This is a genomic window from Kitasatospora sp. NPDC101801 (assembly GCF_044766665.1).
In the GTDB taxonomy this organism is placed as follows: Bacteria; Actinomycetota; Actinomycetes; order Streptomycetales; family Streptomycetaceae; genus Kitasatospora.
Genome location: NZ_JBIWML010000001.1, coordinates 282,877 through 297,383 on the forward strand (window position 1 = coordinate 282,877; position 14,507 = coordinate 297,383).

Annotated in this window: 12 protein-coding genes; 5 read left to right on the forward strand and 7 right to left on the reverse strand. The window is 73.8% G+C overall.

All coding sequences use genetic code 11. The annotated features are described in order from the left end of the window. Positions 1–10: 10 nt before the first annotated feature. The 3 genes from ACIRPK_RS01240 to ACIRPK_RS01250 all read right to left on the reverse strand — a co-directional run bounded on the left by ACIRPK_RS01240 (position 11) and on the right by ACIRPK_RS01250 (position 3,042). Positions 11–1,201: an agmatine/peptidylarginine deiminase gene (locus ACIRPK_RS01240; RefSeq protein WP_403031204.1), complete on the reverse strand. Its 1,191-nt coding sequence runs from the start codon at positions 1,199–1,201 to the stop codon at positions 11–13. 50 nt (positions 1,202–1,251) lie between these two features. Beyond that, positions 1,252–2,343 (reverse strand): agmatine/peptidylarginine deiminase, encoded by a 1,092-nt coding sequence (locus ACIRPK_RS01245; protein ID WP_403031206.1) that lies wholly within the window; start codon positions 2,341–2,343, stop codon positions 1,252–1,254. 144 nt (positions 2,344–2,487) lie between these two features. Further along, positions 2,488–3,042, reverse strand: a complete 555-nt coding sequence (locus tag ACIRPK_RS01250; RefSeq protein ID WP_403032686.1) for a TetR/AcrR family transcriptional regulator — start codon at positions 3,040–3,042, stop codon at positions 2,488–2,490. Between the two features lie 310 nt (positions 3,043–3,352). Here ACIRPK_RS01250 and ACIRPK_RS01255 point away from each other — a divergent pair, with 310 nt between their 5' ends. After that, positions 3,353–4,765 (forward strand): chondroitinase-B domain-containing protein, encoded by a 1,413-nt coding sequence (locus ACIRPK_RS01255; RefSeq protein WP_403031208.1) that lies wholly within the window; start codon positions 3,353–3,355, stop codon positions 4,763–4,765. Between the two features lie 61 nt (positions 4,766–4,826). On the opposite strand, the gene ACIRPK_RS01260 is transcribed toward ACIRPK_RS01255, so the two are convergent. Beyond that, positions 4,827–5,174 carry a zinc ribbon domain-containing protein YjdM gene (locus ACIRPK_RS01260; protein WP_403031211.1) on the reverse strand — a complete coding sequence of 116 codons (348 nt, stop codon included), beginning with the start codon at positions 5,172–5,174 and terminating at the stop codon, positions 4,827–4,829. A gap of 39 nt (positions 5,175–5,213) precedes the next feature. Beyond that, on the reverse strand, positions 5,214–7,439 hold the full coding sequence (locus tag ACIRPK_RS01265) for an MMPL family transporter (RefSeq protein ID WP_403031213.1): 2,226 nt from the start codon (positions 7,437–7,439) through the stop codon (positions 5,214–5,216). Between the two features lie 115 nt (positions 7,440–7,554). Between ACIRPK_RS01265 and ACIRPK_RS01270 the strand changes: the two genes are divergently transcribed. Further along, positions 7,555–8,118: a TetR/AcrR family transcriptional regulator gene (locus ACIRPK_RS01270; RefSeq protein WP_403031215.1), complete on the forward strand. Its 564-nt coding sequence runs from the start codon at positions 7,555–7,557 to the stop codon at positions 8,116–8,118. 12 nt (positions 8,119–8,130) lie between these two features. On the opposite strand, the gene ACIRPK_RS01275 is transcribed toward ACIRPK_RS01270, so the two are convergent. Together ACIRPK_RS01275 and ACIRPK_RS01280 are read right to left on the reverse strand one after the other, a co-directional pair. Further along, positions 8,131–8,766: a LuxR C-terminal-related transcriptional regulator gene (locus ACIRPK_RS01275; protein WP_403031218.1), complete on the reverse strand. Its 636-nt coding sequence runs from the start codon at positions 8,764–8,766 to the stop codon at positions 8,131–8,133. Further along, the gene (locus ACIRPK_RS01280) at positions 8,754–9,983 is read right to left on the reverse strand and encodes a sensor histidine kinase (protein ID WP_403031220.1); all 1,230 of its coding nucleotides are present in this window, start codon (positions 9,981–9,983) and stop codon (positions 8,754–8,756) included. The genes ACIRPK_RS01275 and ACIRPK_RS01280 overlap by 13 nt, the downstream gene beginning before the upstream one ends. A 174-nt stretch (positions 9,984–10,157) precedes the next feature. On the opposite strand from ACIRPK_RS01280, the gene ACIRPK_RS01285 reads away from it, so the two are divergent. The 3 genes from ACIRPK_RS01285 to ACIRPK_RS01295 all read left to right on the forward strand — a co-directional run bounded on the left by ACIRPK_RS01285 (position 10,158) and on the right by ACIRPK_RS01295 (position 14,489). Beyond that, positions 10,158–10,889: an ABC transporter ATP-binding protein gene (locus tag ACIRPK_RS01285; protein ID WP_403031223.1), complete on the forward strand. Its 732-nt coding sequence runs from the start codon at positions 10,158–10,160 to the stop codon at positions 10,887–10,889. Next, a complete protein-coding gene (locus ACIRPK_RS01290) occupies positions 10,886–13,303 on the forward strand; it encodes an ABC transporter permease (RefSeq protein WP_403031226.1) in 2,418 nt (805 codons plus the stop codon). The genes ACIRPK_RS01285 and ACIRPK_RS01290 overlap by 4 nt, the downstream gene beginning before the upstream one ends. Before the next feature lie 223 nt (positions 13,304–13,526). Then, entirely contained in the window at positions 13,527–14,489 is a 963-nt protein-coding gene (locus ACIRPK_RS01295; protein WP_403031228.1) for a hypothetical protein, read from the forward strand. Positions 14,490–14,507: the final 18 nt, after the last annotated feature.

A 14,507-nucleotide genomic window follows, 5' to 3' on the forward strand; every position in this document is an offset into this window, starting at 1 on the left:
CGCGCGCCTCCTAGGCGTCCGGCTTGCCGGGCTGGTCGTGGGTGGAGCAGTGGATTCCGCCACCGCCGGAGGCGATGTTGTCGATGGCCACCGGCACGATCTCCCGGCCGGGGAAGTGGTCGCGCAGGATCCCCCGGGCCCGGTCGTCGGCCTTGGCGTCCCCGAACTTCGGCAGGAACAGCGCCTTGTTGGCGACGTAGAAGTTGATGTACGAGGAGACGAACGCGTCGCCGCGACCGGTGATCCGGTCCGGGTCGGGCTGCGGCAGGTCGATCACCTGCAACGGCCTGCCGTGCGCGTCGGTCGCACCGGTCAGCACCTCGCGCGCCTGGGCGGCCGAGCGGGACCAGACGTCGGCGGGCGCACCCGGGAACGGCTGGTCGAGCAGTACCACGCCCGGCGCGGCGAACCGGACCAGGCAGTCCATGTGCGCGTCGGTGATGTCCTGGTCCCGCACCCCGGCGAACCAGATCACCTTGCCGACGCCCAGCGCCTTCTTGAGCTCGGCCTCGATCTCGTCCCGGCTCTTCCCGGGGTTGCGGCGCTGGTTGACCACCGAGCTCTCGGTGACCAGCAGCGTCCCCTCGCCGTCGGTCTCGAACGAGCCGCCCTCCGCCACCAGCGGGGTCCGGACCCGCTCGATCCCGTACTTCCCGAGCACGGCCGCGGCGAGCGCCGTGTCGTTGCCGTGCTCCTTCTGCTTCTCGCCCCAGCCGTTGAAGTTGAAGTCGACGCCCTTGAGCGTGCCGGAGTCCTCCACGAAGACCGGCACGGTGTCCCGGGCCCACAGGTCGTCGACCGGCAGCGGGACCACCTCGACGCCGTTGCCGCAGGCGTTCTGCGCCGCGTCCAGCTGCCCGGAGCGGGCGAACATCACCACCGCCTCGTAACCCGCCACCGCCCGGGCCAGCCGCGCGATGTCCCCTCGTACGTCCGGCAGTTGGTCGCCCCAGATGCCGGTCGAGGCGGGCCAGGACATGAACGTCCTGGTGTGGCTCTCCCACTCCGCGCCGAACCGGCGGCCGGGCGTCGGGGCAGGCTGGCCGCCGCCCGGCGCGGTCGGCGCGGCCGGGCCCGGCGGCTGGTCGACGTCCTCCGAGGGGGCGCAGGCGGACGCCCCGAGGGCGAGCAGTCCGGCACCCGCGGCGGCGCGCAGCACCGTCCGGCGGGAGGTGGCGAAGGGCAGGGTGGGGTCCGACACGGAGTCACTCCGGTGAGCTGAGGGTGGGTGGGGAGGGCGGCCGGGCGTCGCTACGCCAGCGGCTCCTGCATGGTGGAGCAGTGGATGCCGCCGCCCCCGGCCATCAGGCGGTCGACGTCGAGCTGGACCACCTCGCGGCCGGGGAAGGACTCCGCGAGGGTGCGCCGGGCGGCCTCGTCCTTGGTGCGGTCACCGAACCGGGCGGCGATCACCGCGCCGTTGACGAGATGGAAGTTGAGGTAGGAGTCGACGAACTTCGGGTCCCGCGAGCGGACGGTGTCCGGGCCGTCCACCCGGATCACCCGGAGCCGTCGCCCCCTGGCGTCGGTGGCCCGGGACAGGATGTCGAACTGCTCGCGGGCGTCCCGCGCCCAGACGTCGTGCCGGTCCGCCGGGGGCAGCTGCACCAGCACCGTCCCGGGGCGGACGAACCGCGAGGTGACGTCGATGTGGTTGTCGGTGATGTCCCGGCCCTTGACCCCGGGCACCCAGATCATCCGGTCCGCGCCGTACACGTCCAGGACGGCGTCCTCGATCTCGTCCCGGCTCATGCCCCGGTTGCGGTTCTTGTTGACCAGGCTGCTCTCGGTGGCCAGCAGGGTGCCCTCGCCGTCGGTCTCGATCGACCCGCCCTCGCCGACGAACTCGGCGTACGAGAAAGGGAGTCGGAGCAGCCCGGCGACGCCCGCCGCCACCTCCGCGTCGTCCCGGTGGGTCTGCTTCCCGCCCCAGCCGTTGAAGTTGAGGCCGACCGCGTCCTGTCGGCCGTCGGCGTCCCGCCGGAACACCGGTGCGGTGTCCCGCATCCACAGGTCGTCCGTGGGGACGGCCGCGGTCACGGTGACGGCGGGCCCGCAGAGCGCGCGCGCCTCGCGGACGCTGTAGTCGTCCGGGGCGCACATCGTCACCGGTTCGAAGCGGGCGACCGTCCGGGCGATCAGGGCGATGTCCTGCTGGACGCCACCCAGCTGGCGGCCCCAGACCGACTTGCGGGACGGCCAGGACATCCAGGTCCGGGCGTGCGGGACGTCGTCGGGCTCCACCCAGCGCTGCGGACGCGCTCCGTCCGGCCGTCGGCGATCCGTCTCCGGCGCGGGCGCGGCGCCGAAGAGGCGGCTGAGGAAGGAGCGGTCGTCGTTCATGCGGATCTCCAGGTTCAAGAATTGCACCTGCGGCCGGGGCCGCATCCTCACTCTCGCACTGACTGAAATTTCAGTCAAGATTCAGCGCCTGGACAGACGAAGCCCCGGACCGCTCCGGTCCGGGGCTCCGACGGTCAGCGGCGGTCAGCCGCGCAGCCGCTCCAGCTCGCCCTCGATCGCGCCGGCCATCAGCTCGCGCGCGTGGTCCACCGGCAGACTGCCGCTGAGCCAACGGACGCTCAGCCCCTCCACCAGCGCGGTCAGCCGCTCGGCGGAGGCGGCCAGGGCGGCCGCACCGTTCATCGGCCGGACCTTGCCGAGCAGGTCCGCCACCTCCTGCACCCACACCAGGGTGGCCCGGGCCACGTCCTCCCGGAGCTCGGGGTCGAACACCGCGCTCGCCCGCAGTTCGCCCCACGCGGTGCTGTTCTCCCGCACCTCGGGGATGTCCTGGAACTCCAGCAGCAGCGTCTGCTCCAGCTCGCCCCTGGCGTCCAGCGGCGGCGAGTCCGCCGCCCGGGTCGTGGTGTAGCGCTCGGCGCGGTCGTTGATGAACTCCAAGGTCGACCGGAGGATCCCCGCGCGGTCCTTGAAGTGGTAGTAGATCAACGCGGTGGACACACTCGCCTCGGCGGCCAGCTCCTCCACGCGCAGCCCTCGGACACCGCGCCGGGCGATCACCCGCGCGGCCGCTTCCATGATCAAGGTTCGACGGTCAGCCACAAGAGATCACCTTAGACCCTCCCCCTCGCCTGCCTCCCGGCCATCAGCCGGGCCCCGGACAAGGTGGTCCGCACAGGGACGGCCAGGCATCCACTCGGACTGGAACGGCAGCCCAGTACGGTCCGCCCACCCCTCAACCCGCTCCGCACGGCCTGACCCCCGGTCAGCTGCCCGATCGGGCAGCGTACGGTGCCCCGGCACCGCCTTCCGCGTGGTCGGCCGCTCTGTTGGAATGCTCGGTGGACGGACGGACGTCGGTCCCGGCCGGATCGACCCAGGAGGCGCTGTGCGACGACGTACGTTCATCACCGGCACGCTGCTCGGCGCGGTGGCCACCGCCGTACCGCTCACCGCCTCGGCGGCGGACCCGGCGCCGGTCGGCTCGCTGAGCGCGCTCCAGCAGGCCATCGACCGGGCGGTCCCCGGTGACCGCATCGTGCTGGCCGACGGCACGTACACCGTCCCGTCGGGCGGCATCCGGGTGACCGGCCGGAACGGCACCGCCGACGCGCCGATCACCATCCTCGCGCAGTCCCGGGGCGGGGTGGTGCTGCAGGGCGAGCGCAGTTTCGTGTTCGGCGACTGTGCCGACATCACGGTCAGCGGCTTCGCCTTCCGGCAGCGCACCACCCTGGAGATCCCGGCGGACTGCCGGCGCATCCGGCTGACCCGGAACGACTTCCGGCTAGCCGACGTCCGCGGGCTCGACTGGGTGATCGTGCGGGGCGACGACGTCAAGATCGACCGGAACCGGTTCCACGACCGGAGCACCGAGGGCATCTTCCTGGTGGTCGACGGCCCCGGCTCGACCGCCGTCGCACAGCGCACCCAGATCATCCGGAACCACTTCCACGACCACCGCTACCCGGGCGCCAACGGCGGTGAGTCCATCCGACTCGGCGTCAGCAACCGGGCGCTCTCCGCCGCCGACGCGCTGGTGGAGTACAACCTGTTCGAGCGCTGCGACGGGGATCCCGAGGCGGTCTCGGTGAAGTCCTCGGGCAACACCGTGCGCTACAACACCGTCCGGGACAGCCGGGGCGGGATCGTGCTGCGGCACGGCAACGGCACCACGGTGGAGGGCAACCACCTGCTCGGCGGCGTCGACGGCCTGCGGCTCTACGGCAACGACCACCTGGTGCTGAACAACCTGCTGGCCGGTCTGTCCGGCCGCGCCCTGGTGATCGGCAGCGGCACCACCCGCGACCACCACGACGGCGAGAGCACCGCGGAGCGGCGGGGCCACGACGCCTGCGACCGCGCGGTGATCGCGTACAACACCCTGGTCGGCAACGCCCGGACGCTCTCCGGCGAGACCAGGAGCCACCCGCCCCGGGGCGTGGTGGTCGCCGACAACATCCTCTCGGCCGGCACCGGCACCCTGGTCGCGATGGCGGAGACCACCGGCTTCCGGTGGCAGGGCAACATCCTGTGGGGCGCGGCGGCCGACGGCAACGCACCCGCCGGCGGCTACCGCCGGGTGGACCCGCGACTGCGGGCCGACCCGGACGGGGTGTACCGCCTGTCGGCCGGCAGCCCCGCGATCAACGCGGCGACCCTGACCACCCCGGCGGTCACCCAGGACCTGGACGGCCACCCGCGCGGCGGCAGCCGCGACGTCGGGGCCGACGAGTACAGCACCCTCGCCCCGCTCCGCCGCCCGCTCACCCCGGCCGACGTGGGCCCCGAGGCCACCTGACCGGCGTCACCGGCCGACCCGCTGTGGGGCGGGTCGGCCGGTGCTCGCCACTGACGGTCCGTCAGATCTTCTTGACCACGCTCGACTTCAGCTGCATCGCGCCGAAGCCGTCCACCTTGCAGTCGATGTCGTGGCCGTCCACCCCGTCGACCAGGCGGATGTTGCGGACCTTGGTGCCCGCCTTGATCCCCGACGGGCTGCCCTTGACCTTGAGCGCCTTGACCACGGTCACCGTGTCGCCGTCGGCGAGGACGTTGCCGACCGCGTCCTTCACCACCCGCTCGGCCGCCTCGGCGGCGCCCCCGCCCGGGGTCCACTCGTGGCCGCACTCCGGACAGACCATCAGGCCGTCCATCTCGTAGGTGTACTCCCCGGAGCACGTCGGGCAGGCGGGCAGGTTCTCACTCATCCGGTCAGAATATCCGAGCCGGAAGCCGGAACCCGCAGGTCAGCTCACCGGGATCCGGTCCCTCGACTGCCCCGGAGCCGTGGGTGCGGCCGGGAGCTGCGCGCCCTCGATGTCGACGTCCGGCACCAGCCGGTCGAGCCGGCGCGGCAGCCACCAGGCGCGGCGGCCGAGCAGTGCCATCGCGGCGGGCACCAGGGCCATCCGGACCACGAAGGCGTCGATCAGCACGCCGAAGGCGAGTGCGAAGCCGATCGACTTGATGATCGGGTCGTGGTTGAAGACGAAGCCGCCGAAGACCGCGACCATGATCAGGGCGGCGGCGGAGACCACCCGCCCGCTCCGGGCCACACCGTGCACGATGGCGGCCGCCGCGTCCCCGGCGTGCTCGTGGTGCTCGCGCATCCGGCTGACCAGGAAGACCTCGTAGTCCATCGCAAGCCCGAACAGCACGCCGATCAGCAGCACAGGCAGGAAGGCGGTGACCGGTCCGGCCGAGGGGATGTCGAGCAGGCCGTTCAGGTGGCCCTGCTGGAATACCCAGACCGTGACGCCCAGGGAGGCGGCGATCGAGAGCAGGAAGCCGAGCGCGGCCTTGACCGGGACCAGCAGCGAACGGAACGCGACCGTCAGCAGGATCAGCGCCAGGATCACGATGATGGCGACGAACAGCGGCAGCGCGTCGGAGAGCTTGTTGGACACGTCGATGGCGGCGGCGGTGGCACCGGCGATGTAGAGCGTGCCGCCGGCCCGGTCGACGGCGGGCGCGTTCTCCCGCAGGCGGTGCACCAGGTCGGTGGTGGCCTGCGCGTCGGGGCCGGTCCTGGGCACCACCGCGATCACGGCGAGGTTGCCGGCCGGGTTGGCGACCGGCGGGGCGACCGCGGCCACCCCGGGGTCGGCGGCCAGCATCCGGCCCAACTCGCCGAGCGTGGCGGTCCGTTGGTCAGCGGTGAGGCCGCCGGTGTCGACCACGGCGGCCAGCGTGGCGTTGAAGCCGGGGCCGAAACCGTCGGTCAGCAGGTCGTAGCTGCGGTGCTGGGTGCTGTCGGCGGGCTGGGAGGCGTAGCTCGGCAGCCCGAGGCGCAGGTCGCGGGCGGGCAGCGCGAGGGCGAGCAGGCCGACCACGCCGACCAGCAGGACCACCAGCGGCCGCTTGGTCACGGTCCTGGCCCAGGCCGGACTCCAGGTGCCGGCCGCCCGGCCGGGTCCCGGCCGACGGGTCCAGGGGCGGGGAGTCCGGGGCCGGCGGGTCCGGGGGCGGGGCCGCAGCCGTTCACCGAGCAGACTCAGCGCGGCGGGCACCAGGCTGACGGCGATCAGCACCGCGAGCAGCACGGTGCCGGCGGCGGCCAGGCCCATCACGGTCAGGAACGGGATGCCGGTGACCGCGAGCGCGGCCAGCGCGATGATCACGGTCGCGCCGGCGAACACCACCGAACTGCCCGCGGTGGCCACCGCCCGGGCGATCGAGTCGTCCAGGTCGGCATCCGGGTCGGCGAGTTGCTCCCGGTGGCGGGAGATGATGAACAGCGCGTAGTCGATGCCCACCGCCAGCCCGATCATCAGGGCGAGCACGGTGGCGGTGTTGGTCATCTCCACGAAGCGCGAGACGAACTGGACGCCCAGCACACCGATCAGCACACCGACGGCGGCGGTCAGCAGCGGGAGTCCGGCCGCCACCAGCGAGCCGAGCGCGAGCGCCAGCACGACGAAGGCCAGCACCACGCCGACCACCTCGGCCGGACCGCCGACCTCGGTCTTCGGCTGCATCGCCGATCCGCCGAACTCGACCTGGAGCCCGGCGTCCCGGGCCGGGCCCATCGCTCGGTCGAGGGCGTCCTTGGTGGTCTGCGGCACCTCGTCGGCCGCCACGCCGAACCGGACGTCGGCGTAGCCGATCCGCCCGTCCGCCGATATCGCCCCGCCGTGCGCCGGGTCGGACACGGCCACCACGCCCGGCAGTTGACCGGCGGTCCGCAGTCCGGCGGCGATCGCAGGACCGGTCGCGGGCCCGTTCAGGCCGCCGCCCTCGGGGGCCGCGAACACCACCCGGGCCACCCCGCCCGCCGCTGCCGGGAACTGGGCCTCCAGCAGTTCCTGGGCCTGCTGCGACTCGATGCCGGGCACCGAGAACGCGGTGCTCGGCTTGCCGTGCAGGGTGACCCCGAGGCCGCCGACCACGGCGAGCAGCAGCAGCCAGACGGCGACCACCCGGCCCCGTCGCCGGATCACCCAGCGTGCCCATGCGTACAGGCGTGACGCCATGTCGATGCCCCTCTCGTCCCAGCGGGCGCCCCACACAGGCCACCATCGCACTCACTGCACTCTAAGGCATATTTACAGTCCGATGTAATTTAGCGGTCGCTGGTAAAGTGTGGCCATGACCACTGACGGCCTGCGGGAGCGCAGCAAGGCCCGGCGCCGGGAGGCGATCGTCCGGGCGGCGTACGAGCTGTTCGCCGACCGGGGGTTCGAGGCGACCACGATCGCCGACATCGCCGAGGCGGCCGAGGTGTCGCCCCGGACGGTCACGCTGTACTTCCCGTCCAAGCTGGAGCTGGCGCTGTCCCGGTTCGAGTCCTTCGCCGACCGCTTGGCGGCCGCGCTGCGGGAGCGGCCCGAGGGCTGGACCATCCTGGACGCGCTGGAGCACTGGCTGCGCCACGAGCTGGCCGACCGCAGCGACCTCGACGACCTCACCGACCGGATGCTCGACGCCAACCCCCAACTCGGCGCGACCGGGAACCTCCGGCTGGCCGAGACCATCCAGGAGGGCGCCCGGATGCTCGCCGAGGAACGGGGCGACGCCCCCGACGCCTTCGGCCCCCGGATGGCCGCCGCAGCGGCGGCGGCCATGGTCAGCGAGCTCTGCCACCACCCGCAGGAGGCGAACATCGACACCGCGATGGCCTTCCTGCGCGCGGGGGCCGCCACCCTGCCCTGACCGCCCCGGGGGTCAGGCCTTGAGGTAGGCCAGCACCGCCAGCACCCGGCGGTGCCCGCTGTCGCTCTGCGGCAGGTCGAGCTTGAGGAAGATGTTGCCGATGTGCTTGCTGACCGAGCGTTCGGTGATGAACAGCGCGCCCGCGATGGTCGGGTTGTCCAGGCCCTGCGCCATCAGGCCGAGCACCTCGCGCTCGCGCTGGGTCAGCGTGTCCAGCGGGTCGTGACGGCTCATCAGCTGGGAGATCACCTCGGGGTCCAGCGCGGTGCCGCCCGCCGCCACCCGCTCCAGCGCCTCGCGGAACTCCTCCACCCGGCTCACCCGGTCCTTGAGCAGGTAGCCGACGCCCGCCACGCCCTGTGCCAGCAGCTCGGCGGCGTAGCTCTCCTCGACGTACTGGGAGAGCACCAGCACCGGCAGCCCGGGCAGCACCCGGCGGGCCTCGATCGCCGCCCGCAGGCCCTCGTCCCGGAAGCGGGGCGGCAGCCGGACGTCCAGCACCGCCACGTCGGGCCGGTGCTCCAGCAGCGCGGGCAGCACCTCGGGGCCGCTGCCGACCACCGCGACCACCTGGTGGCCGACCGTCTCGAGCAGCAGGATCAGCCCCTCCCGGAGCAGGACGTTGTCCTCGGCCATCACGATCCGCACGGCAGTACCACCTCAAGTGTCGTTCCGGCCCCGACGGGGCTCTCGATCCTGGTCGTGCCGTCCAGCGCGGCGACCCGCCGCCGCACTCCGGCCAGGCCGCTGCCGGCGCCGGGGTCGGCCCCGCCGCGCCCGTCGTCCCGGACCGTGAGGTGCAGGCTGCGCCCGACCTGACGGAGCGACACCTCCGCCCGGGTCGCGCCGCTGTGCCGGGAGATGTTGGTGAGCGCCTCGGCGACCACGAAGTAGGCGGCCGCCTCGACCGCGGCGGGCGGGCGCCGGGGCAGGTCGGGCAGGTCCAGCGCGACCGGGATCGGGCGGCCCGCCGCGAGCGAGCGGATCGCTCCGTTCAGCCCCCGGTCGGACAGGATCGGCGGGTGGATGCCCCGGATCACCGTACGGAGCTGGGTGAGCGCCTCCTCGACACCGGTGCGGGCGTCCAGGAACAGCTTCCTGGACGCGGCCGGGTCCTGCTCGAACACCCGGTCGGCCAGGCCCAACCGGAGGGCCACCGCGACGAGTTGGGCCTGCGTCCCGTCGTGCAGGTCCCGCTCGATCCGGCGCAGCTCGGCGCCGTGCGCCTCCAGCGCCTCGGCTCGGGAGACGGTCAGCTCCTCGATCCGGCGGCCGGCGTCGGCCTTCGAGGTGGACAGCAGGGCGGCGGCCAGCCCGGCCTGCAGGCGCGCGCCGAGCGGGGCCAGCCAGTACAGCAGCGCGCCGCAGACCAGCACCTGGGCCACCGTCAGCCCCACCGCCCGCGGCCAGTCGGTGACCGGGACGCCGAGCACCTCGACGGCGCCGGGCGGGGCCGCCCACCACCACAGCGGCACGGTGACCGCGACCACGATGCTCAGGCAGAGCCCCACGGCCAGCGTGCCGGCCACGATCCCGGTCAGGCCGTGCACCAGCATCCAGGCGACGTCCCGCCAGGTGCCGGACTCCCGGACCAGCCGTCCGGCCCGGTACATCAGGTCGCCGTCGAGCGGCGGGTAGTCGCCCGGCACCGGCCGCCCGAGCACCCGCTCGGCCCGCCGCCGCTCCCGGCCGGTCAGCCACCGCAGCGGCCGGACCGCGACCGGCAGCACCGGCAGGCCGAACATGGTGAGCAGCACCAGCGGCAGCAGAACGTAGCCGCCCAGCGCGGGAACCGCGGTGAGCAGGCCCTCGGCCAGATAGACCGTCGCCTGCCGCGTCCGACGTACCGCTGCCTTCAGCTCCATGGTCCGTAACCGTACGGCAGGACAAAGCCGCACGTCACGGGGGTCGTCCCCACCCCCGTGGTGGAGCGCGCTACACCACGGATCGGGGGGCCTGTCCCGCTGCCCCGACCCCCTGCCGCTGACTACGTTCGGTAGCGAGCCGAAGAGCGGTGAACTGCGAGGAGCTGGACAGCAATGCAAACGACGACGATCCAGGCGACACCGTTCGCCGTGTCGATGGACCAGGTCGGCAAGGACTACGGCAAGGTCTCCGCACTGGACGGGGTGAGCTGGGGATTCCGCCGGGGCAGCTTCACCGCGATCATGGGGCAGTCCGGGTCCGGGAAGAGCACCTTCCTGCACTGCGCCTCCGGCCTGGACCGGCCGACCAGGGGCACCGTCCGGCTGGGTGACATCGACCTGGCGGGGCTGAAGGAGGCCGAGCTGACCCGGGTGCGCCGGGAGCGGATCGGCTTCGTCTTCCAGGGCTACAACCTGGTGCCGTCGATGGACGTCCGGCGCAACATCGTCCTGCCGCTCTTCCTCGGTGGCCGGAAGGCCGACGAGCGCTGGCTGGAGGAGGTGGTGCACCGGGTCGGCATGGCGGACCGGTTGCGCCACAAGCCGTCCGAGCTGTCCGGCGGGCAGCAGCAGCGGGTGGCCGTGGCCCGGGCACTGGTCACCCGGCCGGAGATCATCTTCGCGGACGAGCCCACCGCCGCCCTCGACCCCCGCTCGGCCGGGCACGTGCTGCGGCTGCTGCGCGAGGCGGTCGACCAGACCGGGCAGACCATCGTGCTGGTCACCCACGACCCGGCCGCCGCGGCCTGGGCCGACAGCGTGGTCTTCCTGGGCGGGGGCCGGATCGTCGACGAGATGGTCAGCCCCACCGCCGAGGCCGTGCTGAACCGCTGGGACACGCTGTGAGGCGCGGGATCGCCGCCGGGGTGGCGGCAGCGCTGATGTTCGCGGCCATGCTGGTCGGCTCGTTCGGGGTCCTGCTGGAGTCCGGGCTCCGGGCGCACGGCCAACTCGACCGGTACGCCGGGGCGGTGGCCGTGGTGGCCCGGTCGCAGAGCGTCTCGCACACCACCGGCAGCGGGGAGTCGAAGCAGACCGAGAGCCGCCCGCTGACCGAGCGGGCCCGGATCCCCGACGCCGCGGCCGAGGCGGCCAGGCTCCGGGCGGTGCCCGGCGTGACCGCCGTGGTCAAGGACGTCTCGGTGCCGGTGGTCGACGGCCTGGGACGTCAACTGACCGGCCACGGCTGGGAGTCCGCCGCGCTGACCGGCACCCCGCTGGGCGCGGGACGCGCACCGGTGGGCGACCGCCAGGTGGTCCTGCCCGCCTCCAGCGGGGCCACCGTCGGCGCCGTCGTCCCGCTGCGGACCGACGGCGGCCCGCAGCCGTTCACCGTCTCCGGCCTGCTGGCCGGCGGCACGGACGTCTACTTCGCCCAGCCGTACGCCGCCGCGCTCAGCGGACACCCCGCCGGCGCCGACGCGCTGGTGGTGCTCGGCGGTCCCGACACCTCGGTGGCGGCGCTGCGGCAGGCCGCCCCCGACCGGGTGGTGGCCACCGGGACGGCCCGGGGCGACGTGGAGCACCCCGCCGTGCCCGCCGCGCGGGCCGACCTGATCGGGATCTGCGCCGCCATCGGCGGCACCGCCCTGATGGTGATGCTGCTGGTGGTGACCTCGCTGCTGGAGATGTCGGTCCGGGACCGGGTCCGGGAGCTCGCCGTGCTGCGTGCCGTCGGGGCGACGCCCCGTCAGGTCCGCCGGCTGATCGTCCGCGGCACGCTGAAGGTCGCGCTGCCCGCCGCCGCCGTCGGCGGGGCACTGTCGCTGGGCAGCGGCGCGCTGCTGCACCGGCTGATGACGAGTCAGGGCGGGCTGCCGCCGGAGCTGGCCCTGACGCCGGGACCGCTCCCGGTGCTCGGCGCGCTGCTGGTGACGGTGCTCGCCGCGGTCGGTGCGGCCTGGCTGGCGGCGCGACGGGTCTCCCGGATCCGTCCGGTCGAGGCGCTCGGCGAGGCCGCCACCGAACCGACCCGCCTGCCGCGCTGGCGGATGGTCACCGGGCTGGTGTTCCTGGTGCTGGGCCTGGCCCTGGCCGGGACGGCGTTCACCATCGGCGGGCAGGCCGCGGTGGCCGCGATGAGCGGTCTGGTGATGTCGCTGATCTGGGCCACCGCACTGCTCGGGCCGTGGATCGCCCGGGGCGGGATCCGGCTGCTCAGTCTGCCGCTGCGGCGGCTCTCCCCGGTCTCCGGCCGGCTGGCCTCGGACGGGGCCAGGGCGGCGGCGGTCCGGATGGCCGCGGTGATCACCCCGATCGCGCTGGCGGTCTCCTTCGGCGCCACCCAGCTGTTCGTCCAGACCTCGGTGGTGAACTCCACCCGGATCCAGGCCACCGCCGGGCTGCGCGCCGACCAGGTGCTGGTCTCGGACGGGCCCGGCATCCCGCACCGGGCGTACCGGACCGCCCTGCAGACGGCGGGTCAGGACCAGGTGACGGCGGTGAAGCGGACCACCGTCGTCAAGGTGGTGGGGGGTCAGCTCCAGTCGCTGCCCGCCCAGGGCCTCGAAGGCAGTACGGCCACCGTCGACCCCGAGGTGCGGTCGGGATCGCTGGCCGGGCTGGCCCGGCCGAACACCGTCGCGCTCGGCGCCGACGTGGCCGGGGGCACCGAGGTCGGCGGGACCACCTCGCTCTGGCTCGGCGACGGCACCGAGATCCACCCCGAGGTGGTCGCCGTCTACGGCAGCAGCCTGGGCTTCGGCAGCGTGCTGCTGCCGCGCGCCGAGGTCGCCGCGCACAGCACCGACGCCGGGCTGGACGACTACCTGCTGGTCGGCGGCCACGCCGACCTCCGGCCGGTCACCGACGCCTTCCCCGGGGTGCGCACCACTTCGACCCCGGCCTACGGTGACGCGCTCACCGAGCGGGCCAGGCAGGGCGGCCTGGTCGGCCTGATCGCCTCGGGGGCGATCGCCGGGTTCATCATGATCGGCGTGGTCACCACGCTGGCCGTCTCCACCGCCTCCCGGCGCCGCGAGCTCTCGCTGCTCCGGCTGATCGGGGCGACCCGCCGTCAACTGCTCCGGATGCTGCGGATGGAGACCGCCGTGGTGGTCGGCACCGGCACCGTGGTCGGGGCGCTGGTCGCGGCGGCCACCCTGCTGACCTTCGGCGGGGCGGTGACCGGAATGGCCGGCCTCGCGGTCAGCCCGCTGCTCTGCGCGGGGATCGTCGGAGCGGTCGGGCTGGCGGGCGCGGCGGCCGTCCTGCTGCCGGCCCGGAGCCTGCTGCGCGGGGGTTCGCCGAAGATCGGCTGAGTCCGCTCCCCGGCCGACTGGTGCCGGTACGTCCGATCCTGGGACGTACCGGCACCAATCGTTGCGACCACCCCGCCCGGGACCGGCTCCCGCCGGACCGACCGTCGGCCCGACCAGTGATAATCCGTTGAACACACAGCACCCGGGGCGATAGGCACTCCTTGCGAGAGCGTCCTCCGGGCTGCCCGGTGGAGTCCGCGAACACAGGTGAGAGGGCCGTACCATGACGTTTTTCCGGCGGAGGTCGCGCGACCGGAGCGTGCCGCCCGCGGTCGATCCGGCCTGCGGCAACGAGACGCTGGCCCTGATGCTCCGCCAGGCCGAGGCCGGCGACTGGCCCGCCCTGTGCGCCGGTCTCGCCGCGGTCGAGGACCCGTCCGAGCTGACCTGGCTGGTGGCGGGGGTGTCGAACGTCGCCGGTACCGAGGAGGGGCTCGCCAAGGCGGTCGCCGACCGGCCCGACTCGGCGCTGCCACTGCTGCTCTCCGGCGCCCGGCAGATCTCCTGGGCCTGGGAGGCCAGGACCCGCGCCCGGTCCCAGCACGTCTCCCAGGAGCAGTGGCGGGTGTTCGGCGAGCGGCTTGAGGTCGCCGAGCAGCAGCTGTTCGAGGTGGCCGAGCGGGAGCCGGACTGGCTGGCGCCCTGGTACTTCCTGCAGATCAGCGGCCGGGGCGCGTCCCTGGACAAGGAGGCCGGCCGGATCCGCTTCGAGGCGGCGCTCCGCCGCTGCCCCGGGCACCTGGACTCGCACCGACAGCGACTCCAGCAGCTCTGCGCCAAGTGGGGCGGCTCGCACCAGCAGATGCACGCGTTCGCCCGGGAGTCGATGCTGGCCGCGCCGCCCGGCAGCCCGCTCGGCGAGCTGGTCGTGCTCGGCCACCTGGAGCGCTGGCTCGACCTGCCCTCCGGTGCCGACCACTCCTACCTGACCAGCCCCGACGTGCTGGCGGAGCTGCACGAGGCACTCGGCCGCTCGATCCTGCACCCCGACTACGTCCGGCCGGCCGGCTGGCAGTCCGCCTACAACACCTTCGCCATGGTGTTCGCCCTGGTCGGCGAGAAGTGGACCGCCCGACAGCTGTTCGAGGCCATCGGCCCCACGGTCACCGAGTCACCCTGGCACTACCTGAGCGGCGACGACCCCGCCAAGACGTTCACCGCGCTCCGGGAGCGCTGCGCCAAGTAGGCCCGACCTCCCCGCACA